This is a genomic window from Streptomyces sp. NPDC087859 (assembly GCF_044742595.1).
GTDB classification, from domain to species: domain Bacteria; phylum Actinomycetota; class Actinomycetes; order Streptomycetales; family Streptomycetaceae; genus Streptomyces; species Streptomyces canus_F.
Map to the genome: position 1 here is coordinate 332,636 of NZ_JBIUUU010000005.1, position 16,968 is coordinate 349,603.

Genomic DNA, 16,968 nt, shown 5'->3' on the forward strand with positions numbered 1-16,968 from the left:
GACCGGAGGGGGTGGGCTGAGTTGATCCGTGCGTACAAGTTCCTCCTGCGGCCCACCGTCCGCCAGGAGCAGGCGCTGGGCCAGATGCTGCGGGACCACTGCTCCCTCTACAACGGGGCCTTGCAGGAACGGCGCGACGCCTGGCGGCACGCCTCGAAGACCACCGTGAAGTACGGGATGCAGTCGGCGCAGCTCAAGGAGATCCGGGCGTTCGACCCGGAGCGTCAGGGCCGCTGGTCGTTCTCCTCGCAGCAGGCGACGCTTCGCCGTCTCGACAAGGCGTTCGCCGCGTTCTTCCGTCGCGTCAAGTCCGGTCAGGCGCCCGGCTACCCGCGCTTTCGCGGGGGGACCTGGTTCGACACGGTGGACTTCCCGAAGGACGGGGACGGTTGCCGGTGGGACTCCACCCCGCACGACCCGACCACCCGCGTCCGCCTTCAGGGCGTCGGGCATGTGAAGGTCAACCAGCACCGCCCGGTGGCCGGCCGGGTCAAGACCGTGTCGGTCAAGCGTGAGGGCCGTCGGTGGTTCGTCGTGCTGACCGCCGAGCAGGACCAGCCGCAGCCGCTGCCGGCGACCGGCAGCGTGGTCGGCATCGATCTGGGCATCGCGAACTTCCTGGCCGACTCGGGCGGCGATTTCGTCCCCAACCCGCGCCACGGCCGCCGCGCGGCCGACAAGCTCCAGGCAGCGCAGCAGGCTCTGTCCCGGTTCCCGCGCCGCAAGGCCAAGGACCGCACCGCCAACCACCAGCGCGCGGTGGAGAAGGTCGCCGAACTGCACGGCAAGGTGCGTCGTCAGCGGCTCGACCACGCACACAAGACAGCGCTCGGCCTGGTCCGCGCACACGACGTCATCGCGCACGAAGAACTCAAGATCCGCAACATGAGCAAGGCCCCCGCACCGAAGCCCGACCCCGACCGGCCGGATACCTTCCTGCCTAACGGGGCCGCCGCGAAGGCCGGGCTCAATAAGTCGATCAACGATGCCGGATGGGGGGTGTTCCTGACGATCCTGCACGCCAAGGCTGAAAGCGCCGGACGGGAAGTGATCGCCGTGGACCCCCGCAACACCTCCCGCACCTGCCCCGAATGCGGGCACACCGCCAAGGAGAACCGGCCCACACAGGAAAAGTTCCACTGCGTCTCGTGCGGCCACACCGCGCACGCCGACACGGTCGGGGCGATCAACGTTCTACGGGCCGGGCTGGTCCGTCGCGACGCCAACCTGGCGTAACGAGAAGCCCCCGGCTTCAGCCGGGGGAGGAGTCACCCCTGTGCACACGGTGGACCGTGCACGACGTGGTTGCCCATCTGGTCGACACAGCCCGCACGACACGCCTTGGTTTCGTGGTCGGACTCGCGCGGGAGCGGTTCGACTTTGACCGGCAGAACGCACGCGGTGTGGAGCGCGAGCGTGGTGCCTCACCGCAGGAGACATCGGATCGGCTTCGTCACGTGGCATCGCGGAGGACGACGCCTCCGGCGCCCCTGGACAGCCGGATCGTGGAGGAGGTCGTCCACGGGGAGGACATCCGTCGGTCGTTGGGGCTTGCCCACTCCTACCCACAGGAGGCGGTCTCCCGATCGCTGCGCCTGCAGGCCCGTACGCCGGCGTCTTTCGGCGGGGCAAAGGAGCTGACAGCTCGAGTCCGGCTGACAGCGGTGGACGCCGACCTGTCGATCGGATCCGGCCCGGAAGTCAGAGGCACTGCGCTTTCCCTGCTGCTGGCCGTCTCCGGGCGTCGAGTGGCGCTCGACGAACTTGACGGGCCCGGCATCGCCCAGATCGCGAGGCCTGAATGACGGTCCACCGTCTTGGTTTGATCGCGTCCCGTGAAGGTCACTTGGCGAACGCCACCGAATTCGCCAACCGTGCCCCTCGCGGGACATGACCGGGTGCGAGGTGTCGAGAGCCAATCCCGCCGCTTGAAATCACGAAAAAACAACTCCCGCAAACCACACCCATTAGCCCGATCCCTGGTGCCCCGGCAAGTGGTGTAAAGAGTCGAGCCGGTTGAGCCCGGACGCAGCTCGCCACCGCCTGGCGCACGAGCGCCAGGATCCGCTCCCGTGGCTGGTCTCGGCGGTTGACGCCGATCTGTAACCACGTTTCGTGGGCACCGCGGCCGTTGGTTCGCGCAGTTTCTGGCGTGCCGGGCGTGCCCCCACTTCCGGTCTTGAATCCAGACCCCGTCGCACTGCAACTGCCTGGGTGACGTGGCCGCCGTGGCCGCTCCGCTCAACTCCCTTCGCCCGCGCATCCCATGGCTCATAACGGGCCGTGATCGATAGGCTGGGAAGGTCGAGGCCTGGGAGGATCCGGCAGTGTCGCTGAGTTACTACGTGTATATCTCCGACAGCAAGGTCGACATGCTGTTGCCGCAGATCGACCCCGGGTTCGGGGCCAAGCGGCAGACGGAGGTGGGCGTGAACCTCTCCGTGCTGTCGGCGAAGCGCACCAGCGAGGGCCCGCCGAACGACCGGATCACCCGTCTCGAGGCGGTCGTCCGGTACCTGCGCGACCACGGTGACCTCGGCACAGTGGAGGAACCGGGGCAGTACTTCTGGGGCTCGCTGCGGATGCGCTGGGGCGCGTTCCGCGACGACCCCGCGTCCTCCCTGGTGTTCTTCGGCGGGCGCAGCGAGGACACCGTCGTCGCCCTGGGCGGCTCGTACCGGCACGTGTACGACTACGTGCCGGACGCCGAGTCTCACGGCGTGGGGCGCTCGGTGATGTCCTCCATGCTCGACGGTCTCGGGATCACCTCCGATCTGGAGGACGAGTACGTCGCCGACGCGGTGGACGGCGACCTTGACCGCGTCGATCGTGCGGCGCTGGGCCGCGTCGAGCGGGCCGTTGCGCGACTGCGCTGGCCGGCGCAGAACGTCGAGTTCGTGGCGAAGCGGCTGCTGCACGGCGAAAGCCCGGACGGCACCGGCACGTCGGTGCTGCTCGGAACACCTCTGTACGCCGCCGTGGTGGACTGACGCCGATGGCCACCTGGCGCCGCGGCGACGTGATCCTGGATCTGTACGAGGTCCTGGACGTGGTGCGCACCGGCGGCCTCGGACTGGTGCACCGGGTTCACCACCGTGGCTGGGACATCGACCTGGCGGTGAAGACCCCGCGCCCGGCCGTCGTCCGCTCGCCGGACGGAATCGGGGACTTCGAGCGGGAGGCGGAGGTGTGGGTGGGGCTGGGCCTGCACCCGCACATCGCCAACTGCGTCTACGTGCGCACCCTGGAGGACGTGCCCAGGGTTTTCGCCGAGTGGGCCGACGGCGGCAGCCTCGCGGAAGCCGTCCGTAACCGGACCTTGTACGGCGACGATCCCCTCGCGACGCTGCTGGACGTGGCGATCCAGTCCGCCTGGGGCCTGGACCACGCGCACGAGAACGAGGTCGTGCACCAGGACGTCAAGCCCGCCAACGTGATGCTGACCCGGGACGGCACGGTCAAGGTCACCGACTTCGGCCTGGCACGGGCCCGCACGGCCGGGGACGCGGAGCCGTTCGTCAGCCGGGGCGGCCTGGACCCCGCCTACTGCTCGCCCGAGCAGGCACGGTCACCGTCCGGGCTCACTCCGGCCACGGACGTCTGGTCCTGGGCGGTCACCGTGTTCGAAATGCTCCTGGGCAGGCCGCCGGTGCGGGACGGGACCACCGCGGGCGACGCCTTCGAGGACTACACCCGGTCCCAGACGCCGGGAGCGATTCAGCGGGTGCCGGCCGAGATGCTGGACGTACTGCGCGAGTGCTTCTCGGAGGACCCTGCCGCACGCCCCTCCCGGCTCGGCCCGCTCGCCGAGCGTCTGGTCGAGGTGCACCGGCGCGAGGTCGGCCCCTATCCCCGCCGCGCCCCGTCCGCGGCCACCCTGCTCGCCGACAGCCTCTCCAACCACGCGTTGTCGATGCTGGACCTCGGGCGCCGCGACAGCGCCGAGGAGCTGTGGACCCGCGCGATGCGGGCGGATCCCCACCACCCGCACGCCCGCTACAACCGCGGACTGCACCGCTGGCGGACGGGCGTGATCACCGACGCCGAACTGGTGGATGAGCTGGAATCCGTGCGGTTCGGCGACCCCGACGACGGCACGTATCTGCTTGCGCTGGTGCACCGCGAGCGGGGCGACGCGCCTGCCGCGGCCGAACTGCTGCGCGACGCGTCCGCACGGATGCCCGACGACTCGCAGATCGCCGCCGCCCTCGCCTCGGTGCAGGACGCGCCCGCCCCGGCCCAGTCCGTACTGCCCGGGGAGCACGACGACTGGATCACCGCCCTCGCCCTGACTCCGGACGGCACGACCGGAATCTCGGCGGACGGTTCCGGCGGGCTGCGGATCTGGGACCTGGCCACGGGGGAGTGCCGCCAGGAACTGCGGCTGGAGAACTACCGCGCCTCGACACTCGCGGTCCGCGACGACGGACGCGTCCTGGTCGTCGGCGGCGGCACCGGGCGCGCGCTGGTGCTTGACCTCGAGGCCGCCACCGGGTTCGAACTCCCCGGCCACCCCAGCTGGGTGCTCGCGGTCGCGCTGACGCAGGATCAGCGGCACGCGGTCACCAGCGGGTACGAGGGAGAGGTCGTCACCTGGGATCTGGAGACCGGCGAACCCGTGGAGGTCCGGCAGTTCGAGAGCAAGGCCGACTTCCTGGGCGCCCGGGGCACCCTGTGCTGCGCCGTCGACCACACACGCCGGACCAGCTCGGTGCACGACGTCCGCACCGGCGCACTGGTCCGCCGGTTCGACCATGCCTGCCTGAGCGTGCAGTTCACCGACGACGGCCGACTCGCCGCGGTCACCGGCGGAAGCATCCATGTCCGACTGGCCGACCTCGGCTCCGGTGATGCCCCACGGGTACTCAAGACCGGATACGGCCGGACAGCCCTGAACACGGACGGCACGGTCGCCTTCTCCAGCGGCGGACGCGGCGAACCCTCACGGGTGTGGGACCTCACCACGGGCCGCTGCCGCCTCTCCCTGGAGGCCACACCCGACACCAAGGAGGTCGCGCTGAGCGCGACCGGGCACCGCGCCCTCACCGCCGAGGGCAAGACCGTGCGCACATGGCACCTGCCGCCCGCCGGACCACCGGCCCCCTGGAGCTACGTCCGCCCCCACCAGGCCAGAGACGTCACCACCGCTGCCACCCGAGCAGCCGAACTGCTGGACCACGCGGCCACGCACGGCGCAGCCGGACGGCTGGAGGAGGCCGCCGAACTGATCCGCGCCGCCCGCGCACTGCCCGGCCACCGGCGCCACACCGAACCCGTACGCCTGTGGCGCCGACTCGGCGCCCTCGGCCGCCGCACCGCACTCGTCGACGCCTGGTCCGCGGGCCGGATCGCCCCCGACGACGACCGGTCCTGGACCCTGGAACTCAGCGGGCGCAGCCCCACCGCGCTCGCCCGCGCAGGGAACTCCGAAGCCTGGGTCTTCGACGTGGAGACCGGGCAGCTGCTGCACACGCTCAGCCTGCACACCGGCCACCTCAGTGCCCTGGCGATGACCGCCGACGGCCGGCTCGCGGTGTCCGGGGGCGAGGACGGCCGGGTCGTCGCCTGGCAGCCCCGCGACCGGCGCATCGTCCAGCTGTTCACCAGCCCCCGCGACCACGTGTACTACGTCGCGGTCAGCGAGGACGGCCACGTGGCCCTCTCCGGGACCGCCAACGGTGTCGTCGCCGCCTGGGACATCCCCAGCGGCCGGTCCCTCGGACGCTGGGAAGCCCACCCCGAAGCCGTGCTGGACGTGGCCGTCAGCGCCGACCACCGTTACGGGCTCTCCCGCGGGCAGGACGTCACCGTGAAGATCTGGGACCTGCGCACAGGCGAACTGCGGTGGGTACTGGGCGGGCACGAGGAGTGGATCGGCGCCGCACGGCTGAGCGAGGACGGCCGCTACGTCGTCACCGGCGGCGCCGACGCGACCGTACGCGTCTGGCGGACCGCCGACGGACAGTGCGAGGCAGTGCTCACCGGACACACCGATGCCGTGGTCGACGTCCTGCCCGGCGCGGACGGCCGGCACCTGCTGTCCTGCTCCGCCGACGGCACCGTCCGGCTGTGGGACGTCGCCGGCGCCCGCTGCGTCCATGTGCTCACCGGACACACCGGCGCCGTGCTCAGCCTCGCCGCCACGCCGGACTTCCTCCTCGCGGCGTCCGGCGGCGAGGACCGCCAGGCACGCCTGTGGGACCTGACCAGCGGCCGGGAACTGCGGGCCTTCACCGGCTTCTCGGACGCGGTCACCGACATCGCGCTGGCCCCCGACGGGGCCCTGCTCCTGGCCGGCGACGAACGCGGCCGGCTGCTGACCTGGGCCCTGGACTGGGAGTACGACTTCGGTTCGGCTACCGGGGTGCTGCGCGCGGAGTCCGAGCCCGTGATCGAGGAACTGCGGGCCGAGGTCGCCGTCGAGCTGCCGTCCCGTGACGACAGCCGCCCGGCGCTCATCGAGGCGATGGCCCGCATCGGCGAGCGGCAGCGGCACGCTGTCACCCGCACCCTGGAACTCGCCGCCGAACTGGACAAGGTCCCCTCCCGCAACGACACGGGCTACCGCCTCTACATGCACTCCGTGGCCGAGGACCTGGCGAGCCGGGAACCCGACAAGACACCAGGCACGGCCGAGGCGCTCACACTGCTGCTGAGACCGGAGGAAGAACTCAACCGGTCCGAGACCTTCTGGGCCAACCACTTCGCCCACCAGCTCCAGGACGACCTCGTCACGCTCGCCGAGGCCGCCCCCCTCCTGCACAGCGAGGGCGATCCGGTCGCGGCCGAGCGGACCTGGCAGCTCGTCGTCGACGTGCGCTCCCACCTGTGGGACGCCGGGCACGTCGAGACCCAGCGCGCGATGCTCGGCTGGGCCGCGGTACTGATCGATCTGCGCCGGCAGACCGAAGCCCTGGCCCTGATCCGGGCAGTGACCGCGGAACGCGAACGGGACCTGGGACCGGACCATCCGGCCACCCTGGAGGCGATCGCGGCACTCGCGTCCCTGCTCACCGACAAGGGCGAACTGGACGAGGCCGAGCGGATGTACGACATGCTGGTGCCCCAACTCGTCAGGCGCCGCGGCCCCGACGACCTCCAGACCCTGGAGGCCCGGGTGGGACTGGCCCGCGTGCACCGTCAGCGCGGACGGCACAGTGACGCGGCGCAGGCCCTGCGCGAAGTGCTGGCGAAACGGCGGCTGCGTCTGGGCGAGCACCACACGGACACCCTCGCCGTCCAGGCCGAACTGGACAGTCTGCCCGGGCCGGTACCACCCAGGCCCACACGGAGGGGATGGAGGAGACGGCCATGATTGCGGACCGGTCCAGCATCGGCGCCCTGATCACCGGCAAGGCGTTCATGGCGGAGGTCGGGGCGTACTTCCCAGTGAGCATGGCCTTGCGCGGTGATGTGTTCGAGGCCGTGTTCATGATGCGGGAGGGCGACCTCGGGCATCGCACCAGCGGGCCCTACTCGCCGGAGCGGCTTCCGTCCGACGCGATGGGCTGGGCCCAGCTGCGGACGGGGATGGGCATGGCGGGCTACTTCCCCTCCTTCCGGATCGAGGCCGGCGGAAACTGGCCGCGTATCCACATCGCCCTGTCGGGCACCTCCGTCCGCGGTCTGATCGTGATGCCGGAAGAGGTGACCGCGGAGGCGGTGAACGCGCCCTATCTCGGCAAGTGGCAGGACCAGATCTCCTCCGACGTACGGATCGGGCTGGACTACCTCGCCAACTGGCTGGGTTCCTGTCACCACGAGGCGGGCGGTACGGCGCCGTCGATCGATCTCGATCTGGTCTACCGGCCGTTCGACTACGAGGCGAGTCTCGCCAGGTTCGACCAGCCGATGCGCGAACTCATCCCTCCGGTCCGCCCGGTCCTCGAACTGCGTTGGCGCTCGGCGACACCGACCCAGCGCAGGGCCTTTGTGAAGAACCTGAAGGACGCCCGGAAGAGCGGCTCCCGGTCCGACCGGCGCTGGAACTACAGGCTCGGCGGCATCGAGGTGGAAGTGCCGCGCTGACACGGCGGTACACCCTCCCGGCCTTCGGCACCCACACCGAGCGTCACCCCGACGTCGGCTCCTCTGCCTTACGGCATGAAACCCCGCTCGTATGTACCGCAGCCGGACAGGCTAGTTGACTCAGCCGAGCGATTCCTGCCGCACGACCGCGACAGCGACTCCACCGGCGACTACCAGGTCGGCGCGCCCGGAGAAGCCGTCGACCCGAGCACCATCGAGCCCCGGAAGGTGGCGCGGAGACGCCCCGCTCGCAAATGGGGCCGCATGGCGCAGATAGCGCCCGCCGGGTCCTGACCGTCTCCGACACGCAATTACCGTCCCTTGCGGCGGACGACGAACTCCCACCAGGAGTCGGGGACGTTCAGGGTCCGAAGGTGCGATCGTCGATGAGATTGCTGTTCTCCGACCACTTCCGGGCGGATTTCAGCAGTCCGCTCGAATGGAAGTCCTTTTCTTCCAGGGCGAGTTGACCGTTGGAGTGCCACTCGCGCCAGACCCCGACCGGGATCCCCCGCTTGGACTGGCCCCCGGCGCGGTAGGTGCCAGGTGCCGTCCGAGTGCCATTCTTGGCTCGGTCCGTCCTCCATGGCGTCCTTGTAGGTCGTCCGTGGGACCGTCTGTCCGGTTCGGGGATTGGTCGCGACGGTGTCACCGGTAAAGAGGCGTCCCTGGTACGTCAGTGACTGGTCGGGCTCCATGTCCAGCTCTGGATCATCGACATCGATGCGCATCAGTGGGTGCCTTCGTGCGCATCCGAGGGTGAGGAATACATCGTGGATGTCGTCGCGTATCTCCCAGCGGATCCGCAGGCGGCGAAACCGGTACGGGTGAGCGAACGCGCGTTCCACGGCCCAGCGTTGGGTTCCCAGGCCAGATCCGTGCTCGGTGCCCCGGCGGGCGATGACCGGCTTCACGTTGCCGCGCACGGGCGGTACCGCCAGAAGCTGGGCGATCTACTGGATGGCCGCCGAACGATGACCTTCTCACTCCTGCGCCGCCGGGACGGCCAAGAGCTGGTGGCCGTCCCGGACAGGCGCAGCAGGTCGAACGCGACGAAGTCGGCCCGGCGACTCCTGTGCCGTCCGGACAGCCCGGCCCCGTGCCGGGCAAGCCGGTTCTGCAGGAAGATCTCGTAGCCCGTCCTGACCGGCACAACCTCGGCATAGCGCGGATAGAGCTGGACCGTTGAGGCAGCGACCACATACTCGTTTGCCGAGCGAGCGCAGTGCGAGCAATCCTGAAGCGCATGGCCCTTCAGCAGACGAAGCCGCACATCAGCGCGCTCTCCCTGAGGCACGTCCTGCCGGAGCCGCTGGCATTGGAGCAGTGGGCGGAGATCCGGCCGGTGATCGATGGCCGAGATCTGCTCGCGGCCGTACATCCCGACGGAATCTCCAGCTGTTCCTACGACGGCTGGCTCGGCGCCGTGGAGGACTGTCCGCTCGCGGCGACCAAGGAAGCCCGGCAGGTCGAGTTGTCCAACAACGACTGTGACACGGGCTGCTGCGGTGGCGTCTTCGTCACCGTGCGGCGTGAGGGACCCTTCGTGCTGTGGACAGGATGGAAGAACACCAACGACATCCGGGTGCCGTCCCCGCCCGAGTTCCGCTTCGACGCCGCCCAGTACGACGCCGCACTGGCTGCCGCCGCGGACGACGTCAGCTGGGAGGACCCCGTGCACACTGCCGCCCGTCTGGTGGCACAAGCCCTGGGCAACGGTGAGTGGTTCACGGGCTGGGGCTACCGGCTGGCGCTGGTTCGGCCCTATCGCAGGGAGTTCCCGGCAGACAGGAAGTCGCCCTCGGTCAGCGTGCTCTTCAGCCCCATCGATTCCCGAAGTACCTACTACGGTCTGGGATTCACCGTCACCGGGGACGAGACCGCCGAGGACCAGGCTCGGCGCTTCCTGACGCGCACCCTGGCGGACAATCCGCGCAAGTCCGCCACGCTGTACGGCCCGTAGCACCTCACTGGCCAGAGCAGCGACTTACACACGGTTCGCCGTGTGGTCCTCGTTCACAACACGTTCCGGGGTCACCAGGGGATGATTCCGTCGTCCTCGAAGAAGGAGCCGGTCGGGCCGCCGTCGGGCAGCGTGGCGAGCCGGATCGCCGTGGCCGCACCCTGTTCAGGAGTGCGGGGTCCGAAGAAGCCGTTGAAGTCGGTCGCGACCAGGCCCGGGCAGACGGCGTTGATCAGGATGTCCGTATCGGCGAGCTGTCGGGCGTACTGCACGGTGACGGCGTTGAGGAACGACTTCGACGGCGCGTAGGCCGCCATGACGGGCCCGATCTCGATGTCCGGGTCCGCCTGCCGGGTCAGGGAGCCGACGGAGCTGGAGACGTTGACGATGCGGGGCGACGTCGAGCGCCGCAGCAGCGGCAGCATCGTGTTGGTCACCCGGATGACACCGAGGACGTTGGTCTCCACGACCGTGCGCACCACGTCGAGATCGAGCAGGGTCGGGTCCTGCCCCCACCCCGGGCCCGTGGGCGGTCCCGAAATGCCGGCGTTGTTGACCAGGACGTCCAGGTGCCCGGCCTGCCGCTCGATCAGTTCCGCGGCCTCGGTGACGCTCTGGTCGCCGGTCACATCCAGCGGTACCCCGAACGCGTCCACCCCGGCGGCGCGCAGCTTCTCGACGGCGCTCCCGCGCCGCGCCTCGTCGCGGGCTCCTACGCCCACGCGGTAGCCGAGGGCGCCGAGACCCGCCGCGATCTCGTACCCGATTCCCTTGTTCGCGCCGGTCACCAGCGCGATCTTCGTTTCGCTCATGCCGTTGATGCTCGCTCGCGGACCAGCGGCGCATCCAACACCGATCCGGTGCTCTGTCATACCCGGCAGGTATCACCGAGGTAGGTTGCGGCCATGGACACCTTGGAGACCCGCGAGCTGAGGTACTTTCTGGCCGTTGCCGAGGAACTGCACTTCGGCCGCGCCGCCGAGCGCCTCGGCATGGCCCAGCCACCGCTGTCCCGGGCGATCCAGCAGCTGGAGCGGCGCCTCGGCGTGTGCCTTCTGGAACGCAACCGCCGCGGCGTCTCCCTCACCGGCGCCGGAGAGGTACTGCTGCACGAGGGCCGCGCGGCCCTCGACGCGACCACCGCCGCCGCACGCCGCACCCGTCGCGCCGGTGGCGCCGGCAGTCCGAGCGGCACCCGCAACCGCCTGGTCCTGGCGGTCAAGGCCGCCGCCTCTCACGAACTGCTGCTCAAGCTCCTCGACGCCTACGCGGCCGAGCCCGACGCCGTCGAGGTCGAGGTGCTGCCGACCGGCACGTGTGAGCAGGAGGAGATGCTGCGCGACGGCCGCGCCGATGTGGCGCTCATGCACGCGCCGTACAACTCCCTCGCGGGGTTCGACAGCGAGGAGCTGCTGAGCGAGGGGCAGATCGCCGTCCTGCCGGCCGGGCACCCCCTCGCCGGTCGCGGAACTCTGTCCCTGGCCGACGTCAGCGACCTCCCCGATCTTCCGCTCGCCCGCTGGCCTCGCCACGGCACCTACCCACCCGGCCCGGGCCCCGAGGTCCGCGACCAGACTCAGCTGGCCCAGCTGATCGCCCTCGGCCGCACCATGGCCGTCTTCCCCGACTCCTCCCGCGCCTGGCTGTGGGCCGAGCACGCCGCCGTCCCCCTGACCGACGCACCCCCCGTCGTCACCCACATCGCCTGGCCCGCGCACAGCCGTTCCGTCGCCCTCGCCGGGTTGATCCGCACGGCCACAGAGTTGTGAGGCTTTCTCGCCCGCCAAGGTGGAACACGCTGCGGCGAGTCCCTGCGCAGGCCGACGTCTGACGCACCCACCGAGAGCGCCGCGGGCACCCAAACAGCTTGACCAAAGGGATAGGGGGACCCCTTGGCGTTGCTGCGCACTCAGAGGGCGTTAAGTCCCTTCTCTTTCGGCTGGCGATCGCTCGCTCGTGATTGTGATCACCGCGATCTGGCAAGGTGGCCGCATGTCGGCGCAGGCAGCCCTCAAGGCGGCGTTTTGGAACATCGTCGGACCGGCGGCACACCCTCGACGATGGCTCCACGGCCGTGCTCGACCAGGCGCTGCGCCACGCCCGCGGCACCGACGATGCCCGCTTCACCGACGATGCCGAAGCGGCCTCGGGGTGCGGATTCCGCCGCGCTCGCACCCCGTCCCGGTCAGGTCGTGTTCGACGGCGCCGGACGAGCTCAGCCGAAGCGGTTGATCTTGGGGAACTTCGCGGTGGTGTCGACGTAGTACTTGCGGACCAGCGGGCCGAAGCCGCCTTCCTCGTCGCCGAGGATCATCGACTTGAGGACCCCCAGGCTCTTCGCCGCGGTGAACTCCTCCGGTTTCGTCTCGGGCTCTCCCATGACCAGTGCCTTCCAGGCTTCCCTGGACTCCGTTGTGGCGCTGACGTCCGGGTCGAGGCCCAGGTAGTAGACGCGGTCGTCGGTGTCCTTCCCGACGGCCAGGAAGACGATCACGTGGAATCCGCTGGTGAACTTGCTCTTGGCCCCGCCCACGTGCTCGGCTGGACCGTTGACGTACACGGCGCGCTCGGACTTGAGGGCCGTGTCGATGCCGGTCCACGCAGCCGAGGCACTCATCACCGACCCGAGGTCGGAGGGCGTGAAGAGCCCGTCCTTCCCGCTCAGCAGAGCGCCGACCTTCTTGGCGCGCCCCTGGCAGTTGCTGTCCATCATCTTCCCGAACGCGGAATCGACCGGCATCTGCAGCCAGCACGTGAGGCGATCGAGGCCGGTGCTGCCCTCCGTCGCGTCCACCGCCTTCGCGATCCGGTCCCTAATGTCCTTGAGCGCCGGCGTGGGCTTGTCGCCGGCCTGCACGTACGCCTGCTCGATCACGAAGCATCCCCCCTGGGCCGGGCTCCACTTGACCCCGACCATGACGCACGGAGCGTACCCACGAAGGAGCGGAGCGTGAAGGCCTCGGGGAGGCCAACACCGCTCCGCAGGCGGTCGAAACCACAAGGCATGGCCCGTAAGGCTCCGGCGGCACGGCCAGCCGGGACCCGATACGGAAGCCTCCTTGGAGTGAACGCGGTGGTTGCCTCGCCGAGGCGAGGATGCCGACTGCGACGACGATCGGCAGGCTGATGGAGGTGGACTCGGCGCAGGAGATGCTTTGCGTAAACCCGGATCTTGGAGAAGAGAAGGCGCCGGACGACGCACGCGGCGACCAGCGTGGCAGTGACGGCCCTGCTCGAACGACCCTGCGGACCCCAGGCGCTCAGCTGCCTGTTCCGGTCCGAGCGGGGTGTCGGTCGGGCGCGTGTTTTACAGAGCGCTGACCGGTGTTCGGCCACGCCCCCACTACGGTTGAGCACTCGCTGACCGTGACTACTCCGGGGGAGAGTTCTCAGGCTTCCAGGTGCTCGGCGACGGCATCGGCGACGGCGCGCATTCCGGCGGCGTTCGGATGGAACGGGGCCAGTGTTCTGAGCCGGCGGAGCCGGTCAGGTAGTCCGGTCACCCAGGGGTCCGCCGATCCCAGTGCATGACCTCGGCTGCGTTCTCCCATCCGGACGAGTTCCGCGCCTGACCGGGACGCGGCGATCTCGAACACCCGGGAGACCTGATCGCCCAGGCGGCGCAGCCCGTCGACGGATGCCTCGTCGAGTGGTGCCTCTCGGCTCTGCCGGGTGTCGGGTCCGATGACGGTGAGGTAGTCGACAAGGAGGATGCGGGCGCGGGGAGCCCGGCCGTGGGCGGCGTCGACCACGCGTGTGAGGTTGGCGGCGGCACCCTCGACGCTGTCAGGCGTCGGGTTCGGCACCTGGGGGCCGGGCAGCACCCTGCTCAGCGGCCGAACCCAGGCGTACGACGATATCCGCCCGGCGATGCCGAGCGCGAACATGCTGCCCGCGTAGTTGAGGTCGTTGCCGCCGACAGTGATCGTCACTAGGTCGGCGTGCGCCGGCAGTCCCCGCAACTGCGGCGGGAACTCTCTCTTCATGCGGCGTTGGGGAACGTCGAGGACCGTCTCGGTTGTCGCTCCGGACACCGTCAGGTCGGTCAACTCGGCATCCAGCCTCTCGGCGAGCAGGTGGGGGTAGTTGCGTGCGGAGCGCCCCGCCGCTCGGTCCGCGAGCGGTTCGATTCCGGGTCCTGCGGCGAACGAGCTGCCGAGAGCCGCGATGTGGCGGAAGTGTGCACTCATCGTTCTCCGTCTCTGAGATTCGTCCGTGATGCACGTGTTCTGATGATCCGGGACGCGCCCCGTGCGGTCAGCGGACGCCCCGGATCGGCCGTACGGCCGGCCCGCCGACCACCGCGACACCTGCCGCCGTCAGCAAGAGCAGCGTGTAGATGTCGCCGCCGCCGATCGCCAGGGCGAACGGGGCGATCGGGGGAGCGACTGAGGAGGGGAGAGAACTGGTGATGCCGTAGATGCTCATGTACTTCGCCTCCTCCGTCTCCCGGTTCGGGATGGCGTCGATGACCAGTGCGATGTCGACCGCGCCGAAGACGCCCGCGCCCAGCAGGATGGCCTGGGAGCCGATGAGGACCTGGGGGGAACGAGGGTGCGGTGGCTACCGTGACGAGGCCGATGGCGGACGAGGGCGACGCGGCGTAGATGAAGGGCTTTCTGCGTCGGAGCCGGTCGGAGAGGACGCCGCTGACGACGGCTCCGGCGGAGGTCATCAGTAGTCCGATGCCGCCGGTGAGGAAGTACATCTGGTAGGTGGACAGGAACGTCAGGCTGAGCTGGATCAGGAAGCGGCCGGTCCGGGTCCACCCCAGATCCGGGTGACATCGGGGGCCGAAGGCGAGGCTACGGAACGGTCCGGGAGGAAGGCATGCAACGGTGTCATGCTCGCGCTGAGCCTGAGGTGGCTGATGACGGACCCTGCCATGACGACGGCGACGGAGGAGTCGGTGCCCGTCACGACCGCTCCCAGCAGCACGACCGGCACGCCGCCCAGCATCCAGGGCTTGCGCCCGCCCGATGGGGAGGAGGTCTTGTGGCTCCGCACGCCGACGATCCAGACTGGCCACGATGCTCGCCGGCGTTCCCAGACCGACCACCAGGCCGAGGCTGCGGGTCTTGCCGTCCGGGTCGATGTCCTCGAGCGGATCGCGAGCGATACCAGCAGCGGGGTCATGACTGCGAGATACAGCCCCGAGTAGGCGATCACATAGAGCGTGATGGACCGGCGCCCGAACGCGGCGGGGCCGCCGGTGTCCTGCTCCTCGCGGGCGTGAGTGGGGAGTTCGGTGGAGGGGTGTGCCATGTCACTCTCCGGTCGTTCGGGGTGAGGGGTGCGCGGGTGCTGACGGGCGCTCGGGGGCCCGGCCCCGGACCGGACGCGGTGTCGACCCGGTGCGCCTTACTGGTGGGTTCCGCCGTCGATGCGGATCTCAGTACCGGTGATGAAGGCGCCGTCGTCCGAGACGAGCATCGCCACGACCCCGGCCACGTCCTCGGGCGAGCCGAAGCCCTCACCGACGCATGCGGTGAGTTTGGAGAGCAGGGTCCAGTCCGTGTCCTCGGGCATCAGCGAGAAGATGTTCTCGGTGATGCCGCTGGAGATGCTGCCCGGATTGACGTTCACCGCACGCAGTCCCCGCTTGCCGTACTCCTGGGCGATGCTGTGGGTGAACGACAGGATGCCGCCCTTGCTCGCGGAGTACGCCGCCATCATCGGGTGCGCGAACTGGGCGGAAGTGGAGCTGAAGTTGACCACGACGCTCCTGCCGGTCTCCAGCAGCGCCGGGAGAGCGGCCCGGGTGACCAGGAAGGTGCCCGTGAGGTTCACGGCGATGATGCGGTTCCACAGGTCAAGGGAACACTCGTGCGTGTGGGCCCCGCGCAGCATGCCGGCCACGTTGACCAGTGCGTCGAGCCCGCCGAGCGTGGCGACGGCCCGGGCCACGCCCGCGTTGACCGCGTTCTCGTCGGAGACGTCCATCAACACGGTGACGAGCCGGTCGGCGGTGCCGGCCTTGGCGGCGAGGGCCAGGGTCTCCGCCAGGGCGTCGGCGGTGATGTCGGTGGCGACGACGCGGGCGCCTTCGGCGAGCAGCCTGAGTGCCGTCGCCCGGCCTATGCCGGAGGCGGCTCCGGTGACGAGGATCCGTCGGTCGGTCAGCCGTTCCATGTGAGTTCTCCCTTGGCTCTGCGGTTGGGCGTGCGTGTTCGGGTGCGGGGTGTGGCGTGACCACGCCTGACGAGGGGGAGGGTGCGCTCAGGAGGGGACACCGAGCAGAGTGTCGGCGCAAAGTGCCCTCAGGGCAGGGCGACGTGTGCGCTGACGGCAGTGCCCACGGCACTGCCGGCGTGGCGATCTCTCCGGGATGACCGGCTGTGTGTCAGTTGTCTTCGCCGGTGGACGACGGGGCGTCGCTCTCGCCCACTGGGGCGGCGCACATCCGGTTGAACGCCTCGACCAGGGCGGTCATGTCGACGCTGGGATCCAGCAGCCACTGCAACTGGATGCCGTCGGACACCGCGAGCAGCAGTCGCGCCATGAGGTCGGAGTCGACGTCCTCGCGGATCTGCTTCTGCCGTCGGCCCTCGTCCAGGCCTTCCTGGATCCGGGCGCCCAGGTCCGTGTACCGCCGCTTGAAGAACGCGTGGGCGGGATGGGCCGGATCCGAGGCGGCGGCCGACAGAGTCACGAACAGATCGACCAGGCCCGGCTGGCCGGCGTTGTGGCCGACCGTCCGGGCCACCGCCTCGCCCGGCGACATCGCATCGGCGGCCGCTTCGGTGTCCAGGGCGTCCCGCTCGGCCAGCACGGCCAGCAGCAGGTCCTCCCGGGAGTCGAAGTAGTGCAGCACCCCCGCCTGGGACATGCCCACGCGGTCGGCGATCTCCTTGAGCGACGAGCCGCGCTCGCCGTGCTCGCTGAAGACCTCCAGAGCCGCCCGCAGGATCTGCTCGCGGCGCTCGAGGCCCTTGCGGTAGGGGCCCCTGGGCTTGCGTGGTGTGCTGCTCACGGTG

The 16,968-nt window shown here is 70.0% G+C and carries 14 protein-coding genes and 2 pseudogenes; 8 read left to right on the top strand and 8 right to left on the bottom strand.

Annotation, left to right across the window (positions count from 1 at the left end; genetic code table 11):
* The first annotated feature begins 21 nt into the window (after window positions 1-21).
* The 6 genes and pseudogenes from ACIOHP_RS14170 (at window position 22) to ACIOHP_RS14195 (ending at window position 8,322) form a co-directional block, all read left to right on the top strand.
* Window positions 22-1,236 (top strand): RNA-guided endonuclease InsQ/TnpB family protein, encoded by a 1,215-nt coding sequence (locus ACIOHP_RS14170; RefSeq protein ID WP_401887047.1) that lies wholly within the window; start codon window positions 22-24, stop codon window positions 1,234-1,236.
* 29 nt (window positions 1,237-1,265) lie between these two features.
* Window positions 1,266-1,805, top strand: a pseudogene (locus tag ACIOHP_RS14175) (maleylpyruvate isomerase family mycothiol-dependent enzyme); the annotation flags it as partial.
* A gap of 522 nt (window positions 1,806-2,327) precedes the next feature.
* Complete coding sequence (locus tag ACIOHP_RS14180) at window positions 2,328-2,990, top strand: DUF7019 family protein (RefSeq protein ID WP_401887050.1); 663 nt, start codon at window positions 2,328-2,330, stop codon at window positions 2,988-2,990.
* A 5-nt stretch (window positions 2,991-2,995) separates the two neighbouring features.
* Complete coding sequence (locus tag ACIOHP_RS14185; RefSeq protein WP_401887053.1) at window positions 2,996-7,315, top strand: protein kinase; 4,320 nt, start codon at window positions 2,996-2,998, stop codon at window positions 7,313-7,315.
* Entirely contained in the window at window positions 7,312-8,028 is a 717-nt protein-coding gene (locus ACIOHP_RS14190; protein WP_401887056.1) for a hypothetical protein, read from the top strand. The genes ACIOHP_RS14185 and ACIOHP_RS14190 overlap by 4 nt, the downstream gene beginning before the upstream one ends.
* Window positions 8,029-8,103: 75 nt before the next feature.
* Window positions 8,104-8,322, top strand: coding sequence for a DUF6009 family protein (locus tag ACIOHP_RS14195; protein ID WP_401887059.1), 219 nt, complete (start codon window positions 8,104-8,106; stop codon window positions 8,320-8,322).
* 455 nt (window positions 8,323-8,777) lie between these two features.
* Here the strand turns inward: ACIOHP_RS14195 and ACIOHP_RS14200 are convergent.
* Window positions 8,778-8,942, bottom strand: a pseudogene (locus ACIOHP_RS14200) (IS5/IS1182 family transposase); the annotation flags it as partial.
* Between the two features lie 332 nt (window positions 8,943-9,274).
* Between ACIOHP_RS14200 and ACIOHP_RS14205 the strand changes: the two are divergent.
* Window positions 9,275-9,991, top strand: a complete 717-nt coding sequence (locus ACIOHP_RS14205; protein WP_401887062.1) for a hypothetical protein — start codon at window positions 9,275-9,277, stop codon at window positions 9,989-9,991.
* A gap of 71 nt (window positions 9,992-10,062) precedes the next feature.
* Here the strand turns inward: ACIOHP_RS14205 and ACIOHP_RS14210 are convergent, their stop codons facing one another.
* Complete coding sequence (locus tag ACIOHP_RS14210) at window positions 10,063-10,803, bottom strand: SDR family oxidoreductase (RefSeq protein ID WP_361559440.1); 741 nt, start codon at window positions 10,801-10,803, stop codon at window positions 10,063-10,065.
* A gap of 93 nt (window positions 10,804-10,896) precedes the next feature.
* On the opposite strand from ACIOHP_RS14210, the gene ACIOHP_RS14215 reads away from it, so the two are divergent.
* Window positions 10,897-11,760, top strand: coding sequence for a LysR family transcriptional regulator (locus ACIOHP_RS14215; RefSeq protein ID WP_401887066.1), 864 nt, complete (start codon window positions 10,897-10,899; stop codon window positions 11,758-11,760).
* A gap of 446 nt (window positions 11,761-12,206) precedes the next feature.
* Here ACIOHP_RS14215 and ACIOHP_RS14220 read toward each other — a convergent pair whose 3' ends face one another.
* The 6 genes from ACIOHP_RS14220 to ACIOHP_RS14245 form a co-directional block, all read right to left on the bottom strand.
* Window positions 12,207-12,866, bottom strand: coding sequence for a hypothetical protein (locus tag ACIOHP_RS14220; protein ID WP_401887069.1), 660 nt, complete (start codon window positions 12,864-12,866; stop codon window positions 12,207-12,209).
* 514 nt (window positions 12,867-13,380) lie between these two features.
* On the bottom strand, window positions 13,381-14,181 hold the full coding sequence (locus ACIOHP_RS14225; RefSeq protein ID WP_401887072.1) for an SGNH/GDSL hydrolase family protein: 801 nt from the start codon (window positions 14,179-14,181) through the stop codon (window positions 13,381-13,383).
* Between the two features lie 67 nt (window positions 14,182-14,248).
* The gene (locus ACIOHP_RS14230; RefSeq protein WP_401887075.1) at window positions 14,249-14,419 is read right to left on the bottom strand and encodes a hypothetical protein; all 171 of its coding nucleotides are present in this window, start codon (window positions 14,417-14,419) and stop codon (window positions 14,249-14,251) included.
* Between the two features lie 315 nt (window positions 14,420-14,734).
* Window positions 14,735-15,256: a hypothetical protein gene (locus ACIOHP_RS14235; RefSeq protein ID WP_401887077.1), complete on the bottom strand. Its 522-nt coding sequence runs from the start codon at window positions 15,254-15,256 to the stop codon at window positions 14,735-14,737.
* A gap of 96 nt (window positions 15,257-15,352) precedes the next feature.
* Complete coding sequence (locus tag ACIOHP_RS14240; RefSeq protein WP_401887080.1) at window positions 15,353-16,123, bottom strand: SDR family NAD(P)-dependent oxidoreductase; 771 nt, start codon at window positions 16,121-16,123, stop codon at window positions 15,353-15,355.
* 211 nt (window positions 16,124-16,334) lie between these two features.
* A complete protein-coding gene (locus ACIOHP_RS14245) occupies window positions 16,335-16,964 on the bottom strand; it encodes a TetR/AcrR family transcriptional regulator (RefSeq protein WP_401887083.1) in 630 nt (209 codons plus the stop codon).
* Window positions 16,965-16,968 lie beyond the last annotated feature (4 nt).